Genomic DNA, 5,583 nt, shown 5'->3' with positions numbered 1-5,583 from the left:
GCCCCAGGGCGAACCGCCTGGCTCGGGAAACCACAGGCGCTGGATATGCCGCCGGGCCAGGGTCATGGCGGCATCAAAGCGGATGATAGGGAACTGTCGGGCTACGTGCAGGATGGTCTGGATGGCTGCCTCGCGCACCTCGGGGTTGAGGTAGTTGAGCTGGGCGGTGTCGTTCCAGGGCATGGCGGTTCCGTCGTTGCCGTGGTAGATGTAGCGTACCTCACCCGTCCAGCGATCCAGCCGCTTGAAGACCACGGCAGCGTCGGATTTGTCGTAGTAGTGGTCTTCCAGGAAAATGCCCACCCGCTCGTCGCTGGACAGATCCAGCCCCCCAAAGGTGTAGTTGGGGTAGGGTGGGTAGGGCAGGCTGATGAACCAGTCGGGGTGCTCAATTACCCAGCGCCCATCAATCCCCACATGGTTGGGCACCATGTCCGAGGCCAGACGAATCCCACGCCGGGCAGCTTTTTGCCGCAGTATGTCTACGGCGGCCTCGCCCCCGAGATCCTGGGCAATTACATAGTCGTAGAGCGAATAGGCCGAGGCCACCGCCTCGGGGTTGCCCATCATCTGCTTGATCCGCTTTGAGGCTTTACTGCGCTCCCACAGCCCAATCAGCCATAAGCCGGTCACACCCCAGCTTTGCAGGATGTCGAGCTCTTCCTCGGGAATGCGGTCGAGGGTGGTGATCTCGCGGCGGTACTTTTTGGAGAGCTGATCCAGCCAGACGAAAGCGTTCTTGGCGATCAGGACGCAGCGCGGCATCCAGTCCAGGTCGGCGCTGAAGGCTTCGGGTTCGGGCTCCAGTACCAGCCGCCGGAGGTCCAGCAACCCGCTTTCGCCACCCCCACCCCCGGGCTGGTCGAAGTGGATGGGTACGGCAAACGAGCGCCCCTGTTCGCGGATCACATCCAGGCTGATAAGCATCCGGTAATAGAAGCGTCCCAGGGTTCCCCCAAACCGCCTGAGCAAGAACTCGAGCTGGGCCTCCAGGGAGTCGGGGTGTTGCAAAGCCGGTAGCCGCAGGGTTTTGAAGAGGCTCAGGCCGGTCTCGCCAAAGACCGGCTGGGCCTCAAAAAAGGTCTCCAGCCTCTGGATAATGGGCAGGTAGAGGGTGGTGCGCTCGAGGTTGCCATCATCGAACAACTCGCCGAGTGGGGCGAAAGCCGGGTTGGCGTTGGCCATCCACAGCAGCAGCAGCTCTTCGAGTAGAATCTCGCGGCTGGAGCGGCCCTCGGCCTCGTCGGACAGGTAGTCTTCCAGGGTGATCTCGCGCCGGTAGACCCGGATCGGAGGGAACTCGGTAGCAAACGAACGCAGGGTTTTTTCCAGTTCGTCCTGGCCAAGGCTCGATGCCAGGGTGGACAGGGCTTGTCGCATGACCCCAGGATGCTGCTCCTGGTACTGCTGCACCACATAGTGCAGGATCTCGTCAATTAGACCCAGGGCATTGATCTGGCTGGCACTGACCGCCTGCTCCGGGTTGCGCACCAGGTCGCGCCGGGCGTTCATGGCCTCGGCAAACTGGCGGGCGGCCTGGAAGTTGGCAAAAATGACACTGCCCCGAAGCGAAAACAGCGAGAGGTCGAACTGGTAAAAGTCGCGTGCACTAGCGGAAACGTGAAACTCAAAAGTACCCGGGTGCGCCTGATGGCAGCTCATACAATTCCTCCGCTCTGCCACAAGTTTATATCACCACCCATACCCGCAGCCGAACCTCGAGAGCCATCCGTTGGGAAGCAACTGGCTATGGGTGATTAGCCTTTGGCGGGTGGCCTCAGTCCACCCACTCCCCCTTTCGCATCAGGGGTTCGGCCAGGCCGGTCGGGGTGATGCCGTCCACGTCCATATATTCGGAGCCGATCATCCAGTCTATGTGAATCAGGCTATCGTTGGCCCCTGCTGCCCGTTTTTGCTCGAGGGTCAGGTCGTGGCCTCCTTGCAGGCACTCGTCGTAGCTGGCTCCCAGGGCAATATGGCTGGCGGCGTTCTCGTCGTAGAGGGTTTCGTAGAACAGCAGTCCGCTGCTGGAGATGGGAGAGCTATGGGGCACCAGCGCCACCTCGCCCAGCCGCCGGGCTCCCTCGTCGGTATCCAGCAGGTGCTGCAAAATCTCCTGGCCCTGGTCGGCATGGGCCTCGACCACCTGGCCTTGTTCAAAGCGAACCCGGATACCCTCGAGCAAATTCCCATGCAGGCTCAGGGGCTTGGTGCTCCGAACCCAGCCCTCCACCCGCTCGCGGTGGGGGGTGGTAAAAACCTCTTCGGTGGGCATGTTGGGTACGCACCGTGCCCCGTTCTGCGCCCGCCCCGCTCCTCCAGCCCACAGGTGCCCCTCGGCCAGCCCTACGCGCAGGTCGGTGTCTGGCCCCCGGAAGCGCAAGGCCGCGTAGCGCCTGGCATTAAGCTGCTGGACGCGACGCTCGAGGTTTTCGGTGTGAACCATCCAGGCCGCCACCGGGTCGGCCTGATCTACCCGGCTGACCGCAAAAATAGCCTCCCACAGCCGCTCTACCTGTTGCTCTGGCGGCTCCCCAGGAAAAACCAGTGCAGCCCAGCGCAGCGAGGCCGCTCCGATGATGCACCAGTTGGTGGCAAATCCGCTAATCCGATCCGAGAAGGGCTTGCTGAACCTGGCCGCAGTCTGCGAGGCCAGACGAATCAGTTCGGGGTCTTGCCCCCGGAGGATCTCCGGGTCGTCGGATACGATGCTCAGCCAGGCGTAGCCCTCATCCAACGCCTTTAGTCTGGCGTCTACCAGAAAAGCCGCATACTCCTGAAAAGAATCCCGTGGAGCATGACGATAACGCGCCAGGGTGAGCTGCTCGTCGTAGAGCTGGGTTACCACCAGCCTCGAGCCAGCCTTGTAGGCTTCTTCCACCACCATGCGGGTTAGCGGCAAAGCCTCTATATTCGCGTTCACATACAGCTTCTGGCCTGGCTGGAGTCCAACCCCTACTCTAACCGCGACCTCGGCAAACCTTCGCAGCTTTTCTGCAAAACGGGCTGACATGCTCACCAGCCTACCCAATTTGGGAGCAAAAGAGGGCATAGCCGCTGGCTCTCAAGCCCCTACCAGCTCCTGTAGACTAGGGCTATGCCAGAAGTCATGTCCGAGCTTTATATTCCCAAAACCCCCAGAGAAGTCTACGCCGCCGCCCGCGACCTGGCAGGCCTCAAGCCCTATTTGAAAGATGTCGAGACCCTCGAGGTTCTCGAGGACCACGGAACCACCACGCGCACCCGGTTCGTGGCGGTTGCGATGGGCAAAAAAGTCCACTGGATCGAGGATGAACAGTGGTTTGATGCCGAGTACCGCAACGAGTTCGATAGCAAGGAGGGCGATTTTGACCTCTACCGGGGTTCCTGGACCTTTCTGCCCGAAGGTGAGGGAACCAGAGCGGTGCTGAAGCTCGAGTACGAACTCAATATCCCCATCTTTGGCGGCCTGTTGCAAAAGCTGGTCAAAAAGCTGATGCAGGAAAACATTGACGACCTGTTGCGCGGACTCAAGGAACGCTCTATGGCAGCCTGAAGTGCTATACTTGTGGATATGATGTTTGCTCTGCGATGTTAAGGGCGCAGTCCTGCCGGGGTTATGGTGTGCCTGGGGCCACCATCCCGGCTTTTTTCATAGCCCACCGTCTTATTGCAGGCCAGTCGTCCAGCGCTGGGCCAACCACCCCGGCCCCTCTCCAAGAATGGAGCACCCCCATGTCTCTTCAAATCTATAACACCCTGGCCAGAGCCAAACAGGCCTTCGTTCCGGCCACGCCGGGCTATGTGGGCATCTATGTCTGCGGCCCCACGGTTTACTCCGACCCCCACCTGGGACACGCCCGTGGCCCCATCGTCTACGACGTGCTGCGGCGCTGGCTGCGCTACCGGGGCTACCGGGTGCGCTTTGTCTCCAACATTACCGATGTGGGCCACCTGACCGACGATGCCGACGAGGGCGAGGACAAGATCCTGCGCCGGGCCAGGCTCGAGCGCTTAGAACCCATGGAGGTGGCCGAAAAATACATGTGGAGCTTCTTCGACGAGCTGCTGGCCCTCAATATCCTGCGCCCTGATATTACCCCCAGGGCGGCGGGGCACATTCCCGAGCAGATCGAACTGGCCGAGACCCTGATCCAGCGAGGACATGCCTACGAAGCCAACGGTTCGGTCTACTTCCGGGTCAGAAGCTGGCCCCCGTTTGGTAAACTCTCCAACCGCGATATCGAAGACCAGGAAGCAGGGGCGCGGGTCGAGGTGCGCGAAGAGAAAGAAGACCCCCGCGACTTTGCCCTGTGGAAAAAAGCCGAACCCGAGCACATCATGCGCTGGAACTCCCCCTGGGGGGCGGGTTTTCCAGGCTGGCACATCGAATGCTCGGCCATGAGCCTCAAGTATCTGGGCGATGGCTTTGATATTCACGCGGGGGGCGTGGATCTGCAATTCCCCCACCACGAAGCCGAAATTGCCCAGGCCGAGGCCGCCGGACACCCCTTTGCCCGCTACTGGATCCACCACTACCACGTGCTGCTGAACGGGCAGAAGATGGCCAAGAGCACCGGCAACCTGGTCTCGCTGGCCGAGCTACGGGCCCGGCACGAGCCGATGTTTATTCGGTTCTACCTGCTGAACAGCCACTACCGGAGTGTGCTGGACTTTACCAGCGAAGGTTTGGAAGCTGCCCAGAACGGGTATCTGCGCCTGCTGAATGCCTACCGCGAGGTACACCGGCTCATACCCACCGCTCCCGGGGGTAAGCACCCCGGACTCGAGGGTGCCATAGAGGTGCTCGAGCGCGAGTTTGCTGAAGCCCTGGACGACGATTTGAATACCCCTCAGGCCATCGCAGCCTTTTTTAACTTTGTCACCGCGCTGAACAAAGCCCTGGCCGAGCGGCCTGGCCGGGAAAGCCTGGTCAGGGCCGAAAAGGTATTTGCTGAACTGGGTGAGGGGGTGCTGGGGTTGTTTCCGGTTCGGGTGCGGGAAAACCAGTTGGGCCCAGCCTTGCTGGAAGGTCTGGTCAAACTGCTGCTGGACGTGCGCGAGGAGGCTCGCCGTAACCGCAACTTCGCCATCTCCGACCACATCCGCGACCGCCTGACCGAGCTGGGCGTCTCGGTAGAGGATACCCGCGAAGGCCCTAAGTGGAAGGTGGACGTGTAGATGTTTGCCCACCGACTGGACGAAGACAGCGAACTGCGACTGCTGCAGGCCCACCATGCCGAGGCATTGTTCGCCCTCACCGACGCCAACCGCAAGCATCTGCGCCGCTGGTTGCCCTGGGTGGATGGCAACACCACCCTGGACGACACCAAAAACTTTATCCAGGGTGCGCTCGAGGGCCTGGCTCGAGGGGAACAACTGCCCCTGACGGTCTGGTATCGAAAAAAACTGGTCGGATCCCTGACCTTGTTCGACATCAAGCCTTTACACCGTACTGCCGAGATTGGCTACTGGCTGGGTGCGACCTTCCAGGGGAACGGGCTGATCACCCGTGGGGTAGAAGCCCTGATAAATTATGCATTTTTTGAGATGAGCCTGAATCGTTTGGAGATCCGGGCAAGTACCCGGAATCTCAGAAGCCGG

General features: G+C 60.9%; 5 protein-coding genes. 3 read left to right on the top strand and 2 right to left on the bottom strand.

Translation table 11 applies throughout. The annotated features are described in order from the left end of the window. The coding region (locus tag Q0288_RS10210) for an alpha-amylase family glycosyl hydrolase (RefSeq protein ID WP_299430046.1) at nucleotides 1-1,662 on the bottom strand (1,662 nt) is incomplete at its 3' end. Between the two features lie 115 nt (nucleotides 1,663-1,777). Beyond that, nucleotides 1,778-3,013, bottom strand: a complete 1,236-nt coding sequence (locus Q0288_RS10205) for an aminopeptidase (protein WP_299430044.1) — start codon at nucleotides 3,011-3,013, stop codon at nucleotides 1,778-1,780. Between the two features lie 84 nt (nucleotides 3,014-3,097). Here Q0288_RS10205 and Q0288_RS10200 point away from each other — a divergent pair, with 84 nt between their 5' ends. The 3 genes from Q0288_RS10200 to Q0288_RS10190 form a co-directional block, all read left to right on the top strand. Beyond that, complete coding sequence (locus Q0288_RS10200) at nucleotides 3,098-3,535, top strand: SRPBCC family protein (protein ID WP_299430042.1); 438 nt, start codon at nucleotides 3,098-3,100, stop codon at nucleotides 3,533-3,535. A gap of 179 nt (nucleotides 3,536-3,714) precedes the next feature. After that, nucleotides 3,715-5,160: a cysteine--tRNA ligase gene (cysS, locus tag Q0288_RS10195; protein ID WP_299430040.1), complete on the top strand. Its 1,446-nt coding sequence runs from the start codon at nucleotides 3,715-3,717 to the stop codon at nucleotides 5,158-5,160. Then, nucleotides 5,161-5,583 (top strand): GNAT family N-acetyltransferase (locus Q0288_RS10190; protein ID WP_299430038.1); only part of this gene is annotated, 423 nt, incomplete at its 3' end. It lies immediately after the preceding gene.

This window comes from uncultured Meiothermus sp. (genome assembly GCF_937863175.1).
Classification (GTDB): Bacteria; Deinococcota; Deinococci; order Deinococcales; family Thermaceae; genus Meiothermus.
This window is presented reverse-complemented; position numbering and strand designations above follow the sequence as displayed.

Coding starts and splice junctions, on each gene's coding strand:
- cysS (WP_299430040.1), top strand. CDS start 3,715: ATGTCTCTTCAAATCTATAACACCCTGGCCAGAGCCAAACAGGCCTTC.
- Q0288_RS10205 (WP_299430044.1), bottom strand. CDS start 3,013: ATGTCAGCCCGTTTTGCAGAAAAGCTGCGAAGGTTTGCCGAGGTCGCG.
- Q0288_RS10200 (WP_299430042.1), top strand. CDS start 3,098: ATGCCAGAAGTCATGTCCGAGCTTTATATTCCCAAAACCCCCAGAGAA.